A 17614-nucleotide genomic window follows, 5' to 3' on the forward strand; every position below is an offset into this window, starting at 1 on the left:
TGCTATTTTGGAATACGCACAAGTTAGGTAATTTTCTAAATGGTATGAAGACGTCCTAGCAAAAACTCACGTTGTGATTTGCTAAAGGGAATTACTATTCGACCGATTTCCAAATGGCTCTCGCCTACGACATCCAGTTTGCCTATATTCACCATATAGGAACGGTGCACTCTTACAAACTTTGATGACGGAAGCCTTTCATGCATAGTTTTAAGAGTACTTGTCAATACATAGTTGCCAGTGGTTGTAAAAATGGTACAATAATTCCGGTCAGCTTCTATGTAAAGAATATCATCGAGCAACAATTTTGCCATCTTACCATTATGTCTAACAAAAATTCGGTCGTCCAAGATTTGAAGATCCATTTTCTCCCCAAATTCTTTTTTTCCTTCATTCTCCCTTAACCGTTCAACCGCCAAAGCAATAGTTCGCTGTAGATTCAATTTGTTAAAAGGCTTGGTAATAAAAGCTAGGGGACGAGTCTCCTTAGCTCTTAAAAAAGAAGCCTCATCCGTATTTGCCGTAAGATATATAATCGGAATATCCATTTTCTTTTGTATGGTCTGGGCCGTCTGCACGCCATCCAAGGCTCCCCTAAGGTTAATATCCATTAGTATGATATCCGGAGGGTTGACGTTGGTATTTAGAATGGCCTCCTCACCCCTAGTTTCAATGCCGGTAACCTCATAGCCTAGATTAGTCAATTGCAATGAAATATTGGCCGCTATGATCATATCGTCCTCAACCACTAAAATTCTGGTTTTTTCTGTCATTGTTATGCTGCTTTAATATATTGGAACTCAAAAGAAATTAGGGTTCCTTTGTCAATGGTAATGTTAATTTTCCCATCCAACTGTTGGGTCAGCAATTGGATAAGCCGAGTTCCAAAACCAGAACCCTGCATTTTGTCAAAACTTGTATTGCCCACCCCGTTATCTGCCACTTTCATATATAATTGTGGGCCCTTTCTCTTTAATCCGATCCGTATGGTTCCTTTCTCTTTTTTGGGAAATGCGTGTTTTAGGGAATTTGTCAAAAGTTCATTTACAATAAGACCAATTGGAATTGCAGTGTCCACGTCAAGTTCCAACCGATCCATTTCAAATAGCACCTTTACTTGATTCTCCACTCCGAAGGCATCCAAAACATAATTGGCCAAATTTTCAAAATATCCTTTCATTTCAATCGAGGATAGACTCTTGCCCTGATAGAGGTTTTGATGGATCATACTCATGCTATGCACCCTATTTTGACTTTCCTGCATGGTCTCTACAATCTTGGGGTCATTGATTTCAGCGGATTGGAGAGCCAATAAACTGGATACGATTTCCAGATTGTTCTTAACCCGGTGGTGAATCTCTTTCAATAAAAATTCCTTTTCCCGATTCTGTTGCTGGAGCAACTTGTTTTTCTTCACGTTGTTCTGAATGGCCTTATAGGACAAAAAGAGCAGCAACAGCAATAGACCGGAGATAATGATCACCATGGTTTGTCTGGAACGTTGTTTTTTTATTTCGGTTTCCTGTAGTTGAATGGTGCCTTCCTTGGTCATTACATCAAATTCCGTTTTGAGCAAGGAGATTCGCTGATCGGCCTCGGCGGTAAAAATTCGATTCTTCAAAATGTCATATTCCGCAAATGCCTGATACGCCTCCTTATAATTATGATTCCCTGCATACGCCTTTCCCAATGTCTCGTAGGCTTGGCTTAAGTAATACTCATCTCCAAAATCCGAAGTGGCCACCTCAATACATTTGTTGAGGCTTTCGATAGCGGATATATATTTCCCCTGTAAATTTTGCAATTTCCCAATAGAAAGCCATGAGCGCATGACCATGAAGTTATTTTCAAGAAAATGAGCATATTTCAGGGCATTTTTACCCGCACGTTCTGCCTTGTCAAATTGATTTAGGTAGGCGTACAGATCTACCAAAGAAATGTATACATCACTTAAATTATTGTAAAAACCATAGCGTTCCCCAATAGTTATGGCGTGCTCATAGTAAGTTCTGGCCTTCTCATATTCCTTTAAGGCCAAATAATTGTTGCCAACAACATAAAGGGTAAAGTCATAATCTAGATCATTGAGATTTCGCTCTTCAAATAGCCTCAAGGATTTGAGACCATATTCCAGTCCGGTGTCAAACTTGGATTGCTTCCAAAAAAGATTACTAAGGTCACTATACGCCAGGGCTATGGCCTTCTTATCGTTAAGACTTACCCCGAGGTTTAACGATGCCACGGCATAATCCGCTGCCCTATCCAACTGTCCCCTTCGCTCAAAAACATAGCCCAGCTGTGTATTCAAAAAGGCCAAATCACTTTTGCGGACCTTCGTTTTTGCTGCGTTCAAAACTATCTCGGCACTATCCAACTTTTCCATGCGCAAAAGAATGGATCCCTCTGTAATTTGGAATCTTCCCTCCCAAAGTGTGTCTTTTGCCTTCGAGGCCAACTGAAGTCCCTCTTTGGTAAAATCCAATGCGGTAACAAGATTACGTGTATGCCAATAGTAGGCCAGGTCATTCAGCATTTCAAACTGAAGGGAATCCGATTGGGCCTTTGGGTAGGTTTCCTCAAGAATATCCAGATAGGAAGGACCAAAGTTATCGGTGGCAACAAAAACCTTTTTGTAAGGGTTTTCTCGGTCGAGGTCAATTAATTGGGCAAAGAGTGGACCACAATTCAAAATAGAAAAGCCAAATACAAAAAATGTATTTAAAAAACGGTCTCTCATTTCATGGGTTGGTCCTCACCGGGGGAAATGAGCAATGTTAAATATACAACAAAAACAGTAAATCTTGTTCGGTAAATTGTAAAGGGTCTTGGGACAAAAAAAATGCCCATTCGTCCAACGGTCCATGTTTAGCCCTTTGGAAGGATTTATTTTGGTTGTGGCCTGTTCCTTATTTAAAACGCCCAAGTATCATGAAAATAGTGATTCTGTTACTCGCAATTTTCTTTTTCTGTTTGTGCTCCTGCCATAAACCAGGAAAACGAGATACACAATTTATGGAGATGAGTTCAAGGGATAGTATCATACGGGCGAATCTAGGTGTATTGGTGGATTCCTGTTGGAACAATCAGGACACTACTTTACTGACCGGGATTTCGGCGGAAAATTTTGTAAGACGCCTTAACGGAATACAGATTGCCGTCTCCAAAAGGGAGATGCAGGCACATATGAATGTCTTTTTTACGGCCTTCCCCGACTTGAAGTTAACATTGGATACCCTGACTATCGACGACAACAAGGCATTTCTGGAATGGACATCCAAAGGCACCAATACCGGAGTTTACGGGGAAGTGGCACCGACAGGTAAAAAAATCAAAATGAATGGTTTTTCCCATTTATATTTTACGGATAGCGGCGAATTGTCCAGAGAGGATGTCTATTACAACGAACTGGATTTTTTGCAGCAATTGGGTTACACACTAAAACCTCCCATACTGGACTAAAACTTTAAACCTTAAATAAAACAATTATGAGAACACTAAAAACCACTTTAATTATTGTATTGGCTTTACTAGCCGTACCGTGTATTTCACAAGAAGACAGCAAATCCCAAGCCTTTTGGGTTCATGAGGATGTTGTAAAACCTTCCATGATATCGGAATACGAAACCGTCTGCAAAGAACTTACGGATGCTATGAAAACACATAATATCCAAGAAATGAACTCCATTGTGGCCAATCTTTCGGACAATCGCTATTTATGGGTCGGACCTATTGAAAACATGGCCCAATTGGATAAACCGCTTTTTGCCACCCTGGCCGAAAAAATGGGTGCCGATAAAATGGGAGGTCTCTTTGACCGTATGGACAAGTGCTATGACATTGAACAGAACTATATAATACATCTGGACAAAGAGCTTTCCTATATGCCTGGAGGCATTACACAAACTCCAGAAGGACAGGATTACAGAAAATTCCACTACTTCCACTATACACCTGGTAATAGGGCTATCGTAAAGAAAAAAGTAGAGGACATAAAAAATTTGTTCACAAACAAGGGCTCTAAACTGGACTACAGGGTATACCGTAGTGGTTTTGGAACCAGAGGGGAGTTTTACATGGTAGCTATTGCTGCCAAGGATGCCGCTGACTATGCCAATAAAATATCCGCGAACAATGAATTAATGGGCGAAGAATGGTTAAAAACCTATACCGACTTTACATCAACTTTGGAAAAATATGAAGCTTTTGAAGGCAATATGAGGCCTGATATGGCCTATGCGCCAGGGGAATAGATCTATCTTAAAACCTCTTCAAAACATAAAGACTAAATCAATGCCTAAAAAAGGACAAATTCTTGTTGACAAATTTACTGGAGATTCATTTGAATTCCTTGAAACCGGAAAAGATACGGACGGAAAAAGAGTTGTGATAAAGGTCATGCTCAAAAGCAAAGGTCAAACCGTTGATGACCATATCCATGTTTTACAAGATGAAACCTTCAAAGTAATTTCTGGGCGTATGACCTATTTTCTTAATGGAGAAAAGCACTTTATAAAGCAGGGCGAGGAAGTTACCCTCCCCAAAAACGTGGCCCATAATCATTATAATACAGATAACGAACCCGTAGAATATATTCAGACCATATCGCCCGCCATTGATGTGGACTATTTCATTGAAAATCTTTTCGGAATGATCAATGACGGTAAGGTGAAAAATGGAAAGTTACCTTTTTTACAGGCCATGGTAACCCTAAAATATTTGGAAAGTCCGTCTTACTTGGCCAGCATGCCAAGAGGGTTGCAACGCGGTCTTTCTACTCTTTTGTCACCCATTGCCAGGGGCATGGGGTATAGAGCTATTTACGAAAAATATACAGGGATAGAAAAATAACAATTAAATACAATCCTAATTTATTTAAATTATGAGAAAACTACTTTTATTCGGACTCGCCATAATAACGCTGGCCTCCTGCAACACCAAACCGGCACGCTATACTCAAAATTCTCCCGAAATCGATGTGGTTAAAAAACACATGGCGAATTACAACAGCAAAAATTATGACACAAGTATTTATGCCGATAGCTCAAAAACATTCTTGAATACCAAAAAGAATGCAATGACACCCAGCGAGGCTATGGAATACCACAAACAAACCGACGCCAATTACTCCAGTAGAGGTTTTAAGGCAGAGGACCAAGAATATGAAATGGTCGTCACCGATGACGGGGAGACTTGGGTAAATTGTTGGTTGGACTGGAAAGGCACTTTGGCCGGAACAGGACAGGAAATTGAGATTCCCGTTCACCTTACGTATCGCTTCGTTGAGGGTAAAGTAGTCCGTGAATTAGGGTATTGGAATCCCACCGAGATAGTTCTCGCGCTACAAAAAATTGAAGCTCAAAAGAATAGCTCCGAAGAAGAAGAAAAACTATAAAAACCTCCTTGGATACCATTGTCAAAGCTTTTATAAAGAGGCAATGGTACCGGCGATGGATACTATAAAACAATTCGAATGGACACAACCGCTATAAAACAAGTAGATCCTTCAAAAATCATGCAGCTCGGTACTGGTTTTTTTGCTACCAAGACCTTGCTTACAGCAGTGAATATGGAACTTTTTACCATCCTGGCAAAAAGAGAATTATCCGGTGGTGAAATTCAGTCTAGACTTGGGCTCCACTCCCGAAACCTTTACGATTTTTTGGATGCCTTAGTGGCCTTGGGTTTTTTAAAAAGAACAGGACTAAGGGAGACAGCGTTATACGAGAATGCTGAGGACACCAATTTGTTTTTGGACAAGAACAAACCTAGTTATATGGGTGGTATCTTAGAAATGTGCAACAACCGGTTGTATCCTTTTTGGAACGATTTAGAGCAGGGACTTAAAACTGGATTGCCCCAAAATGAAACAAAAAATGGTGGGAAGCCAATTTTTGAGGAAATATATGCCGATCCGGCTAAACTTCGTGAATTTGTCAGGGCCATGGCCGGGGTTCAAATGGGAAATTTTATGGTATTCGCCAAGGGCTTTGATTTTTCAAATTACAAAACACTATGCGATATTGGAGGTGCCGGAGGTATCCTCGCAGCACAAGTGGCACTTAACAATCAACATATGCAATGCATATCTTTTGATTTGCCCCCCGTTGAGCCCATTGCAAAGGAAAACATTCAAAATATGGGCTTGGAAGATAGCGTAGCTATCAGTTCTGGAGATTTTTTTACCGATGATTTTCCAAAAGTGGATGTTATCACCATGGGGAATGTATTGCACGATTGGGGAAAAGAGGGCAAACTCATGCTCATAAAAAAAGCATATGAAGCATTGCCAAAAGGGGGTGCCCTTATTGTCATTGAAAGTATCATCGATGATAATAGAAGTGAGAACGCCTTTGGTCTCCTGATGTCGTTGAATATGCTTATTGAAACCTCTGAAGGCTACGATTTTTCAATGTCGGATTTCAACGAATTGGTGAAAGAAGCAGGTTTTGGACAAACTTCAATAATGCAGCTGACGGGCCCAACCAGTGCTGCGATTGCAATAAAATAATTGACCCTACAAAATTGCCTAGCGACGTGCAATGGAAGTTTTATAAGAGTATTAACCATAAAAACTATAAAAATGAGAAAACTAATGTATTTAACATCCTTCCTGATTCCTTTCCTATTTGTAGGACAGGAGGGCCAACCCGCTCCCCTTTTTATGAATGTTATGATCACCCCGCAACCGGACAAAATTGAGGCATTTGAAGCCGGCGTAGCGGCACATAATAAAAAATATCATGCGGACGGAGCGGGACAAATCAGTGTATTTTGGATAGCGAGCGGAAAAAATTCAGGCAAATATGTATGGAGTATGGGACCAACCGCCTGGGCGGCCATGGACGAAGCCAATGACTATGGCGAAGAACATACCAAAGATTGGAATGCCAACGTAGCCGCCAACGCATATGCCGAAATGGAAACCACATATTGGAAGGGCGATGTGGGCCATTCCAACTTTTCCAAGGATTTTGCCTTAAAGAACCTTTCCATTTTTATGTTGGACATTAAGCGCTTTAAACAAATGGAATTCATGTCCGTTCTGGATAAGGTCTATAAGGTGTTTAAAACAAAGGACCCCGATCACCAGTGGGGAGTGTATTTCAACGAATTGAATAATTCCGATGGTCAAGATATGGTTTGGGTCGATTTCTTTGACAAATCGGCCTGGATGGGGGAAGAAGACCAATTCCCACAATGGTATGAAGAAGTGCATGGTGCAGGAAGCTTCCCTGGATTTTTAAAAGAATTTGAGGCGACAACGGAGGCCGACACCCAAGAATTATGGGTGTTTAGGTCGGATCTTAGCAGCTCGGACGGGCAGGTCCAGTCTGCCGGTCAATGATTACATCGGGACTCTTCACTTCTTACACTAACCAACACTTGCAAAACCGGGGAGAATCTCCCTGGTTTTGTCTTTGGTTATAGTAAAAGATTAGCAATACATCTATTTCCTTATATTTAAACATCCAACCAAAACAAGCCATGAAATCGACCAAACGTACCCTTTTATTTGAAAAATCCGGCTACTATTTTATCGCCTTATTTGCTCTGGCCATAGCAGGCTTCTGGCCTTCCTATTTTTCTACCTTCTTTGATGGGTCCGCTGATTTTAATTTTTATTTCCATTTCCATGCCGTTTTGGCCGTGCTTTGGATTTTCATGCTCATCGCACAGCCTCTATTGATCCGGAGAAAACAATTCGCTTTACATCGCACAATAGGCAAACTATCCTATGTTTTGGTACCTCTCATTTTTATCTCGATAATTCTGTTGGCACATAACAGAATAACTGGAGAAGAGGAAAACTTAGGTTTAAGTTTATGGATTCCTTTTAAGGATCTGCTCATCTTCGCCGTAGGTTACGGAATCGCTATCAAGTATCGTCATAGGATGCCTATCCATGCTCGCGGTATGATCGTAGCCGGTATTGTTTTGATAGAACCCGCCCTAGTTCGTTTAATCTTATATGTGTTTTTCCCTGATGCCGGTTTTGCTCCAGGCGGCTACATGGCCACACTGGTTATCCTATATGCATTGCTGATCGGATTAATTATAGCAGAACGCAACCAAAAACAGGGCAGATGGGTTTTTCCGCTCGCATTAGGCCTATACCTATTTGTTCACTCGGTCATCATTTTTGAGATAAGCATAGGGCCTTGGCAGGCATTTTCGGAATGGTTTGCAGCCTTGCCCTTGACCTGATAGAATAGGTTTAGAAAAATGTCCGTACATTTAAAACGTAACAAAACCAATATTATGAGAAAAAGTGTATGGGCCATATTGGGAATGGTCCTATTGTATTCCACTCAAAGTGCTGCGCAGGACCATGTGCTCAACTTTCTAAATTCCTTAAACAAAGAACAATTGACCAAAGCTCAATTGGAATTTGATGACCCTTTGCGTGAGAGCTGGCACTTTTTCCCTGCCTCCATGTGGCAACGTGAAGGTGTTTCGCTCAAAGAATTGAACGCTTCCCAAAAAACGCTGTTGCACGCCATGCTTAAAAAACATCTAAGCGAATCCGGTTATACCAAGGCCATGAAAATCATAGCTCTGGAAGATGTGCTTTTGGAAATGGACGGGAACAGTACCATGCGGGATTCCGAGAAATACTATGTAACCATTTATGGGAACCCAAAGAAGGACAAGTTATGGGGGTGGTCCTTTGAGGGACATCATATATCGTTAAACTTTGCCATTACTCAGGACAAGGTTTCCTTTACACCCCGTTTTTTTGGGGCTTCCCCGGCCATTATCAAACAAGGGAAAAGAAAGGGGGAGCGCACACTTGAAAAAGAACAGGACATTGCCCTGGAACTTGTTAATGCATTAAGTACTTCGCAAAGGGAAAAAGCTATTTTTAGCGAAAAGGCACCGGACGACATCATCACCTTTGTGGAAACATCCGTAGAACCTTTGGATCTTGTGGGTATCGCTTTAAAGGATTTGCAAAAGAATCAAAAGAAACTGCTCTTGAGCCTTATCTATGAATACCTTTCCGCTATGCCCGAGGAATTGGCCAAGAAACGTATGGCCAACCTAAAGAAAGAGCAATTGGACGATATCCATTTTGGATGGGCCGGTGCCACAGTTTTAGGGCAACCACACTATTACCGGATACAGGGAAAGACGTTTTTAATCGAATTCGACAATACCCAAAGCAACGCCAATCACATACACAGTGTATGGCGGGACTTTGATGGTGACTTTGGAAGAAATCTAATCAAGGAACATTATGAGAATTCCAATCACCACTAAGTTTTGAACGACTCTTTTAAGAAATCAAATCAGTGGAAAAACAACTCCAATTCAAATATCCCGGTAAAAAGTCAACCCGTTCTTAAACGGATCATAAAAGGCAAACTCTTTGGTGCCCCAGGCCGTCTCCCGTAGAAGCGTATGGGCATTAAAAACATCCTTTTCGGAGTATTCCGCATAGAGCTGTTCTATGTTTTCGGTAACAATGCGCAACATAGGTCGGTCTACCGCCAACTCCCACTCCGAAGCATCATGCCATTGCAAATGTATTTCAACGGTATCCCTTAAAATTCCAGCATATTTTGGATTTTTGGAATCATCGGCAAATGCAATTTTAAATCCCAATCGATTGACATAAAAGTCCAAAGCCTCCACCACATCCTTTACAGGAAGTACGGGATGGATCTGATGTAAATATCCCTTTACTTTCACGAAATAAATTTACGGTATTATGACTAACTTACCATTCAATTTTTGGAAATATCCTTTGAAAAAACTTATTATCCTTTTTGCACTTCTCCTCGGGTTACCGGGCATCGCCCAATCCGTTCACCCTAAGCTGGTATGGATACGTCCAGAAGGTGGAGAGCGTAATGAATACGTTTATTTCCGGAGGGAATTTACGTTAAACGAAATACCAAAAAAATCCGAGTTTCATCTGTATGCCGATTCCCGGTACGCCTTGTACGTCAATGGCAATTATATGGGTTTTGGCCCAATACGCTCCTTTCACACCAATCCACACTACGACACTTACGACCTCCTACCCTACCTGAAACAGGGCAAAAATGTAATTGCAGTAAAGGTACTGTCCAATGGAATGCTTACCTACCAGTTATTTGATTACAAAGGCGGGTTTACGGCTTGGGGAAACATTGAATTGAAAAACAGTAAAATAGATCTTTCCATAGATACGGGTTGGTTGTGCAAAAAATCCACAGGCTATGACCAAACCGCTCCCCGATTTTCCTTTGCCACCGGGGCCATAGAAAATTGGGACAGTCGTGAAGAATGGGATTGGAATCTGCCCCAAACCACCATTAAGGGCTGGTCTGCTCCGGTTCCATTAAAAGATCAGACAATATGGGGAGCCTTTAAACCAAGGCCTATTCCAAAATTGACCAATGCCTCCACCAAACCTTTGCGACTTAGGATGGCCTACTTCCTGGCGAATGATGAGGATATTTATTCCTTTAGAATATCGACCCCGGATAGTGATATGAAAGAATACAATACTTCAAATCCTGCTATTGCCTATACATACATACATTCCCCAACAGACCAAAACGTTTCCATAGGACTTTGGTGGGGAGATCACTATCTAAATGGGGAGATCTTAGAGAAAGATACCCTTCAAAAAAATGAAAGTTACCGTAGACAGTATGCCCTAAATCTTAAAAAAGGATGGAATACCTATATGGTCCGTTATGGTATTATTTGGGGGTCATGGGATTATTACATGGCCGTACCAAAAAATGCCGGATTGACACTTTCTTCCTCTAAAGAAAAAGGCTCGCAGGATCTATTCAGGACCTACGGCCCCTTTTACGATGGAAAGGAAAAAAAGGGCATTGAACAGGCCAATCTTACCGTGACCATCCCAGAGTTGCTTCAAAATACGGTAGTGGAAAAATGGAAGATACATAACAAGAACAATGATGCCAATCAACCGGCCCGGGATTTGGCATGGAAAGCCGTGGATACCACTAAACGTTTTGTCCCTAAAACAACTATTGAAGGAAATAGCATCATTCCCGTTTCCCAAAACGGAATTGCACTTTTTTACGAGATGTCAGAAACCCAATTGGGCAGGATTTTCATTGAGGGGGATTTCCCGACCAGAACACAAATAGATATTGGTTTTAGTGAGGAATTGGATAAAAATGGTTTCCCATGGCTTTACAAACGTTTTCAGGTCGGTGCGGGCATACGTTTCATTACCTCCGAATCCAAAAAAAGATATGAGAGTTTTAAGCCTTACGGATTAAAATACATGCATATTAACATTAGTGGTCACGATCGTCCCGTTACGTTGAACAAAGTAGGTGTAGTCCGGCAGGTATATCCTTTTGAAAAAATAGGTCATTTTAAATGTAGTGATCCGATATTCAATAAAATATGGGATGCCGGATGGCGTACATTGCAGCTCTGTGCCGAAGATACCTACACGGATACTCCTTTTCGTGAACGCGGATTGTACGCCGGCGATATGTTGCCGCAGACCGCTATAACCATGGCTGCAAGTGGTGATTTGCGTTTGGTAGCCTATTCCCTAAAAGTGTTCCAGGACATGTACCGGGATGAAATGATGACCGGAAAGGAAAACCGCCACAATGATTTTCCCTTGTTGACCCAAGTAACCATGAATTACTACTGCACCTATACAAACGATTGGTCATTGGCCCAAGACTATTACACCAATTATACGTCCCTTTTAAGGAACCATATCCTAAAAAAGAATAACAACGGACTTATTCCCGCTTCAAGGGTGTTTTTGGAGTGGACGGATATCAATAGGGAGAACGCGGCAATGACGGCCTATCAGGCACTTTTGGTACATGCTATGCAAATTACCGCAAAGTGGGCTCAAAAATTTGGATTTGCAGAGGATAAACTCTATTTCGAAAAAGAGGCCGAGCAGTTAAAAAAAGACATAAATAAGGTGCTTTGGGATTCGGACAAACAAGTGTATAGGGACGGTCTTAAATCCGACGTCCTGCTTCCAGAAAGTCATCTTACCTCCAATATTTGGCCCCTGCTTTATGATGTTACGGACAGCGAGCAAAAGCAATATGTGCTGGGGTTCTTGGAACGAGAACTTAAGGATATCGGAAATATAAGTAGAAAACGTAAAATAACTCCGTATTCCGCATTCTATCTATTCGCCCTTCTTTATCAAAATGGGAAAGCGGATTTAGCCGAATACTTCATGAAAAAACATTGGGGAGCCATGACCCTACATTCGGCAAAACCAACGGTATGGGAAAATTTTGATATTTCCGGAAAGCAGGGAACATCCAGTCATGCATGGAGCGGTCATCCAACTTATTTTCTTTCCACCGAAGTGCTTGGGGTAAATCTAGGCTTCCAAACCCCTTTTGACCCAAATCGTATAGAAATAATGCCTCAATCCGCCACATTGGAATGGGCAGAGGGCACCGTGGCGCATCCGCTTGGGCCTGTATATGTTAAATGGGAAATTGATGGTGAACTACTACGGCTGAACTACAAAACCCCTAAAGGGGCGTTAGTAAAGGTATCCCCAAAAGGCAGATTGGGCAAGTTAAATTTGATTACTACTAAATTGAACTAAATTATGAAAACTAAAAAGGGACTACTTACTGTTTTTTCAATGTGCTTGCTATATGCCTCGGCAGCCCAAGATCTTAGGCTGATGTCCTACAATATAAAATATGACAATACCAACGATACCGTAAACAACTGGAACGATCGCAAAGAAGCCCTTGTTCAACTACTTCAACATTACGAAGCCTCTTTCATCGGTACCCAGGAGGTATTGCATCGGCAATTGACCTATATTGATAGTGCCTTGACTGGTTTTGCCTATATCGGAGTTGGACGCGATGATGGCAAGCAAAAGGGGGAGTACTCCCCTATTCACTATGACTCCACGCGTTATAAGGTCATAAAGAGCAATACATTTTGGCTTTCGGAGAGCCCTGATAAAATTTCCGTGGGTTGGGACGCCGCTATGGAACGCATCTGTACCTATGGGTTATTTGAGGAAAAAGAGACCGGCAAAAAGCTTTATGTCTTCAATACCCATTTTGATCATATTGGAAAAGTGGCAAGAAAAAAATCCGCTGAACTCCTTATTCAAAAAATAGAGGAGGTAAATAAGGAAAAGCTTCCTGTGGTATTGATGGGCGACTTGAACCTGACCCCCAATGAAGCACCCATACAGTATTTAAAGAGTAAACTTTCCGATGCACAAGGGGCGTCCCTAAAACCATTTTACGGTCCCACCGGGACTTTCAACGGGTTTAATCAAAAAATGGTGCTAGACAGACGTATCGACTATATTTTTGTACAATCCCTAAAAGTTGAAGCGTATATCCATATTGACGACCGCATGGAAAACAACAAGCACATTTCCGATCATTTACCCGTATTAATTTCTGTACAGAACCAGTAATGTATATCCCTGAACACAACAAAAACGAAAACTGGGACGAAATCAAGGATTTCATCCGTCAAAATAGCTTCGGTATCTTGGTAAATCGATATGACAACAAACCTTGGGCGACCCATATTCCATTGGAGCTTGAAGTAAATGAAAATGGAAAGAATGTTCTTGTAGGCCATATAGCCAAGGCCAACCCTCAATGGAAAACCTTTTCCGAAAATGAAGAGGTGCTCTGCATCTTCAATGGTCCGCATGCCTATGTTTCTTCCTCTTGGTACAAGGAAGAGGAAGTACCTACTTGGAACTACATTGCCGTACATGTGTACGGAAAACCAAAAATCTTGGACGAAGCAATGGTGATGGCTTCCTTACACAGATTAGTGGACAAATATGAACAAGGTTCAAAAAACCCCATTTCATTACAAAATATGTCTCCCAAAACTTTGAGACAGGTTAAAGGTATTGTAGGCTTTCAAATTGAGATTACGGACATACAGGCAAAGTACAAGCTATCGCAAAACAGGGAAAATGACCACGAACAGATTATTAAGGAGCTTGAGAAACGACAAGATGCGGGAAGTAAGGCCGTTTCGGGACATATGAAAAAACGATAAGCCGATTATTTTTTTCGTAAGCCTAAATTATTGACTACTTTGTAGTAATCAATAGCAACCGAAATGAAAACTAGAAGAACTTTTTTGAAACAAGCGGCGTTGGGTGCCACGGCAATTTCCCTTCCCTCGACTTCCGCCTTTGGAAATCCTTTACTACCAAACTCTCCGGAAATGAAAGAACCTAAAATTTCCTTGGCACAATGGTCCTTGCACAGGACTTTGGAAAAAGGAAACCTATTGGCCATAGATTTTGCCAGTATCTCAAAAAACAGCTATGGCATAGATGCCGTGGAATATGTGAATCAATTTTATGTGGATCATGCAACAGATGAAGGATTTTGGAATACTATGAAGGGAAGAGCCAATAATTCTGGGGTAAAAAGCCAGTTAATTATGGTTGATAATGAGGGTGAGTTGGGAAATCCAAAGGACGATGAGCGAAAAAAAGCGGTAGAAAATCACTATAAATGGATCCATGCGGCCAAAATTCTAGGTTGTCATTCCATTCGGGTAAACGCATTTGGCCAGGGAACAAAAGAGGAATTAAAACAGCCCTTGATCTCCGGTCTTGGGGCGTTGGCGGAATATGGGGCCACGGAAAAAATCAATGTACTTATCGAAAATCACGGTCTCCATACCTCGGATGGAAAATACATGACCGATATCATCAAGTCCGTAGACAACCCATATTTGGGAACCTTGCCCGACTTTGGCAATTGGTGTCTGAGCAAGGAATGGGGAAGTACCCAGAACAATACGTGCGATCAGGTCTATGATCGGTATCAAGGTCTAAAGGATTTTTTACCTTATGCGAAAGGTGTTAGTGCCAAATCCTATCATTTTGACGCGGAAGGTAACGAAACCATCATGGATTACGCAAGGTTGTTACAAATAGTAAAGGATGCTGGTTTTGATGGTTATATCGGTATCGAATTCGAGGGTGAGAATATGAACGAACCTGAGGGAATTAAGGCAACCAAAGCTCTGATAGAAAGGATTTGGAAAGGACTGGATTAGGTAGTTACACATGTACGACCTTCTGGAGAATAATAGTATAGTTTCATGGATCGTTTGCCTTCCTTGCCATTTAGTGAAAGAATTACCAAGCATTTAGATTTATGGATATACCCATACATATCGACTTTGTAGCCGTAGTCATTATTCTCGGGGTCTTTCTGGGGCTTTTTATTTCCTTTTTTATCATCAAAAAATCGCTAAAGAAAAACTTCCCTAATCTTTTCATGGGCCTTTTTATCCTTTCCCTGGCATTGGTTATGCTAGAGGGATGGTTAAATTACACCGGATATATTCTCAAGTTTTTATGGTTGTCCAATTTTTCCGAACCCTTGAATTTTCTGATGGCCGCTTTACTCTATCTGTTTGTGGATGCTCAGCTAACTCCCAATAGAAAAAAAAGATATTGGCTACATTTCATTCCTTCAATACTTTGGTTGAGCATCTGTATGTTTTATTTCCTACAGCCCGAAGAAGTCAAATACAATGACTCTATTGAGGTTATGCAATTGAATATTCCCAAGATTAAGGAAAACCCTCCATTTTCGGATAACCCTTTGGGAATCCGATCCTATGTCAATGTTTTGACCGGAATCTATTTTGCCATTTACATCGCCCTAGGCCTAAGGAAGCTTATGCTAAAGGCTAGGGATATGGGAGAGTCCTTAGTGAGGACTACAAACAAAACGCTCAAATCCGTACGCAATATCTCGTATCACGCATTGATAGTTGTTGTAATCTTCATACTGGTTAAGCTTTTATTCAAAAATGATGTCGGGGACTATTTTATCTTTCTCTATTTATCCTTTATGATCTTTATTACCACCGTACAAATTATGAACCGGTCCAACTATTACGATGAAGTCTCCACTTTTTTGGAAGTCCCGACCCTGAAGTACAAAAAATCATCCCTGGAGGAAACCAAAAAAAATAGTATCCTGGATAATATCGTTTCCCAAATGGAAAATGAAAAATACTACACTCGAAGTACGGCTTCGCTATCAGGATTGGCCAAGGCCATTCACGAAACACCACACCATGTTTCCCAAGTCATCAACGAAAAAATGGACCAGTCTTTTTTTGAACTTCTGGCGACCTATAGAGTAAGGGAGGCCAAGGCCATCCTTAAAACGGACATAGGCAAAAAATTGACTATTGAGGAAGTGGCCGAGCGGGTAGGATACAATTCCAAATCGGCCTTTAATTCAGCATTTAAAAAGATTACTTCAGAAACCCCCTCTTCCTTTAGAGACTCATAAACAACTGACAATCAGTATTTTTTTGTGCTTCCCGATAAGGACGAACACCGTACTTATAGGGAAAGTCGTTTGTAACGCTTGTTCAACCATAGCTTTGTTTCATAATCAAAAAACAAACAACAATGAGTACACGAACAATGCCCGAAAAAAGAAGAAAATATTTCGTTGATTGGTTAAGGATTGCCTTGATCATAAGCGTATTCTTTTTCCATGTGGGTATGATTTTCAGACCAGAACAGTGGCATGTGAACAGCATTGAGAGTTTTCCGTTCTTAGACCCAATCATGTGGTGGCTACACCTATGGCGAATGCCCCTTCTTTTTTTGGTATCAGGGATCGGAACATTTTATGCCATCGGCCATAGGACTACTTGGCAATATATAAAAGAGCGACTTAGAAGATTGTACATTCCGTTCACTTTCGGCTTCTTTACCTTGGTTCCTCTTATGGTATATGTAGAACGTATAGATAAGTATGGCTCTTTGTGGAACTTTATCCCCCATATGTTTGATGGCGGCCCTTACCCGGCTGGAAACATTTCATGGCATCACCTATGGTTTATTTTGTATCTACTTTTGATATCCTTACTGATCGCCCCATTTTTAAACTATACCAGAAGTGGTCATTATAATATGATCAGAGGTAGGCTAATTCATATGGCTTCTAAAAAAATGGGATTGAACCTAGTCTTGCCGGTTATCATTTTGTCTCAAATCTATTTGAGACAGTACTTCCCGAATAGTACTCACGCGTTAGCTAACGACTGGGCTTATTTTGTCTACTATCTATTATTCTTTTTAAGTGGATTTATGCTGTTTACCAGTAACAAGGTAATTGAGGCGTTGGCCCAGCAGCGGCTGTTATATTTAGCCCAGACCCTCATTAGTAGCGCTATCTACTTCATTACCATTTATTTGATTGATAACGAAAGTATTCGATATTACATGTATATGGTGGTAAGTATTGTAGCCGCTTGGTCCTGTGGGTTGACTGCCTTGGGATACTTCAAAAAGTACTTTGATCAGAACCATAGGTATAGAAAAGTATTAAATGAAGCTATTTATCCCTTTTACTTATTGCATCAACCTGCCTTAATTTTTGTGGGTTATTTTGTACTGCAATGGGATATCTCCTATGGAGCACAGGCTATTTTGATAACCCTACTCTCGTTAGCGGCTATCATTTTTTGTTATTGGCTTATCATAAGGAGGTTTAATGTCCTGAGAGTTGTCTTTGGTATGAAACCAAGACCCAAAAAGCAAGTGCCTGCAATCGGTCAAATTGCAAAATCTCCCGTATTGGATAAATAAAAAATCAAC

17 protein-coding genes are annotated in these 17614 nt (G+C 41.0%); 14 read left to right on the plus strand and 3 right to left on the minus strand.

All coding sequences use genetic code 11. The features are described from left to right. Positions 1–35: 35 nt before the first annotated feature. Positions 36–773: a LytR/AlgR family response regulator transcription factor gene (locus D7Z94_RS12320; RefSeq protein ID WP_120711833.1), complete on the minus strand. Its 738-nt coding sequence runs from the start codon at positions 771–773 to the stop codon at positions 36–38. A 2-nt stretch (positions 774–775) separates the two neighbouring features. Next, positions 776–2737: a sensor histidine kinase gene (locus D7Z94_RS12325; protein ID WP_120711834.1), complete on the minus strand. Its 1962-nt coding sequence runs from the start codon at positions 2735–2737 to the stop codon at positions 776–778. Between the two features lie 191 nt (positions 2738–2928). Between D7Z94_RS12325 and D7Z94_RS12330 the strand changes: the two genes are divergently transcribed. From D7Z94_RS12330 to D7Z94_RS12365, 8 genes are all read left to right on the plus strand, one after another. Next, on the plus strand, positions 2929–3459 hold the full coding sequence (locus D7Z94_RS12330) for an ester cyclase (RefSeq protein ID WP_120711835.1): 531 nt from the start codon (positions 2929–2931) through the stop codon (positions 3457–3459). 26 nt (positions 3460–3485) lie between these two features. Further along, positions 3486–4250: a hypothetical protein gene (locus D7Z94_RS12335; RefSeq protein WP_120711836.1), complete on the plus strand. Its 765-nt coding sequence runs from the start codon at positions 3486–3488 to the stop codon at positions 4248–4250. 40 nt (positions 4251–4290) lie between these two features. Continuing rightward, entirely contained in the window at positions 4291–4848 is a 558-nt protein-coding gene (locus tag D7Z94_RS12340) for a cupin domain-containing protein (protein ID WP_120712055.1), read from the plus strand. A gap of 31 nt (positions 4849–4879) precedes the next feature. Beyond that, positions 4880–5392 carry a nuclear transport factor 2 family protein gene (locus tag D7Z94_RS12345; RefSeq protein ID WP_120711837.1) on the plus strand — a complete coding sequence of 171 codons (513 nt, stop codon included), beginning with the start codon at positions 4880–4882 and terminating at the stop codon, positions 5390–5392. A 78-nt stretch (positions 5393–5470) separates the two neighbouring features. Further along, the gene (locus tag D7Z94_RS12350) at positions 5471–6508 is read left to right on the plus strand and encodes a methyltransferase (RefSeq protein WP_120711838.1); all 1038 of its coding nucleotides are present in this window, start codon (positions 5471–5473) and stop codon (positions 6506–6508) included. A 72-nt stretch (positions 6509–6580) separates the two neighbouring features. Next, positions 6581–7345 (plus strand): hypothetical protein, encoded by a 765-nt coding sequence (locus D7Z94_RS12355; RefSeq protein ID WP_245967187.1) that lies wholly within the window; start codon positions 6581–6583, stop codon positions 7343–7345. A 140-nt stretch (positions 7346–7485) separates the two neighbouring features. Then, on the plus strand, positions 7486–8205 hold the full coding sequence (locus tag D7Z94_RS12360) for a hypothetical protein (protein ID WP_120711839.1): 720 nt from the start codon (positions 7486–7488) through the stop codon (positions 8203–8205). 54 nt (positions 8206–8259) lie between these two features. Beyond that, complete coding sequence (locus D7Z94_RS12365; protein WP_158594630.1) at positions 8260–9261, plus strand: DUF3500 domain-containing protein; 1002 nt, start codon at positions 8260–8262, stop codon at positions 9259–9261. Positions 9262–9312: 51 nt separating this feature from the next. Here D7Z94_RS12365 and D7Z94_RS12370 read toward each other — a convergent pair whose 3' ends face one another. Further along, positions 9313–9693: a glyoxalase superfamily protein gene (locus tag D7Z94_RS12370; RefSeq protein WP_120711841.1), complete on the minus strand. Its 381-nt coding sequence runs from the start codon at positions 9691–9693 to the stop codon at positions 9313–9315. A 19-nt stretch (positions 9694–9712) separates the two neighbouring features. Here D7Z94_RS12370 and D7Z94_RS12375 point away from each other — a divergent pair, with 19 nt between their 5' ends. The 6 genes from D7Z94_RS12375 (at position 9713) to D7Z94_RS12400 (ending at position 17605) form a co-directional block, all read left to right on the plus strand. After that, entirely contained in the window at positions 9713–12574 is a 2862-nt protein-coding gene (locus D7Z94_RS12375; RefSeq protein ID WP_120711842.1) for an alpha-L-rhamnosidase-related protein, read from the plus strand. 3 nt (positions 12575–12577) lie between these two features. Next, entirely contained in the window at positions 12578–13417 is an 840-nt protein-coding gene (locus D7Z94_RS12380; RefSeq protein WP_245967188.1) for an endonuclease/exonuclease/phosphatase family protein, read from the plus strand. Further along, the gene (locus D7Z94_RS12385) at positions 13417–14022 is read left to right on the plus strand and encodes an FMN-binding negative transcriptional regulator (protein WP_120711843.1); all 606 of its coding nucleotides are present in this window, start codon (positions 13417–13419) and stop codon (positions 14020–14022) included. Before D7Z94_RS12380 ends, D7Z94_RS12385 begins: the two co-directional genes overlap by 1 nt. A 63-nt stretch (positions 14023–14085) precedes the next feature. Then, positions 14086–15039, plus strand: coding sequence for a sugar phosphate isomerase/epimerase family protein (locus tag D7Z94_RS12390; RefSeq protein ID WP_120711844.1), 954 nt, complete (start codon positions 14086–14088; stop codon positions 15037–15039). 101 nt (positions 15040–15140) lie between these two features. After that, positions 15141–16295 (plus strand): helix-turn-helix domain-containing protein, encoded by a 1155-nt coding sequence (locus tag D7Z94_RS12395; protein ID WP_120711845.1) that lies wholly within the window; start codon positions 15141–15143, stop codon positions 16293–16295. A gap of 122 nt (positions 16296–16417) precedes the next feature. Continuing rightward, complete coding sequence (locus D7Z94_RS12400; protein WP_120711846.1) at positions 16418–17605, plus strand: acyltransferase family protein; 1188 nt, start codon at positions 16418–16420, stop codon at positions 17603–17605. Positions 17606–17614: the final 9 nt, after the last annotated feature.

The sequence above is a fragment of the Ulvibacterium marinum genome, assembly GCF_003626755.1.
GTDB lineage: Bacteria > Bacteroidota > Bacteroidia > Flavobacteriales > Flavobacteriaceae > Ulvibacterium > Ulvibacterium marinum.